The organism is Tolypothrix sp. VBCCA 56010 (genome assembly GCF_050875635.1).
In the GTDB taxonomy this organism is placed as follows: domain Bacteria; phylum Cyanobacteriota; class Cyanobacteriia; order Cyanobacteriales; family Nostocaceae; genus Hassallia.
The window spans coordinates 1-479 of sequence record NZ_JBPAOH010000430.1 but is presented as its reverse complement, the minus strand read 5'-3'; the positions used below and the strand labels follow the sequence as shown (position 1 = coordinate 479).

At 45.5% G+C, this 479-nt stretch carries 1 pseudogene; it reads right to left on the bottom strand.

Annotated features, from left to right (window positions below):
* Positions 1 to 81: 81 nt before the first annotated feature.
* Positions 82 to 479 (bottom strand): annotated as a pseudogene (locus AABK37_RS41855) (hypothetical protein); the annotation flags it as partial.

The window sequence follows — 479 nt, the reverse complement described above, 5'->3', positions numbered from 1 at the left end:
GTAGGGTAGGCAGCCAGCGAGTTACCAATATTGGCACTTTTCCAACCACCCCCCTCCAAACTACGCATGACCGTTTCCGTATCACGTAGCTTTCCGGTAATCTTTACATTTGAGTGCATCACCGTCGTAGCGTCCATATTGAATTTTCTCGTGGCACTGACGACAAACCACTAAGGTTTTACGTTTTCGTGCCGACATTTTAACCATCCATTCTGGGCGTTCAGAGCATCCCTTTTGCATAAGGTCTGCTAACTTGCGGATATGATGGACTTCGATATTGTCCGTTGCTCCGCAAATTTCACATTCTTGGGCTAAGAGTCGTTGAACAACTTCGCTACGTCCGTTCCAGATTTGATTAGTCTGGCTGTCATCAAGTTCGACCCACTTATTCCACCGTAGAGAAACTCCACCGAAATAGGTTATGAGAGGCTTGTTTGACTCGCGTTCCACTGTTATTTGTAATACCTTATAAGTACCAT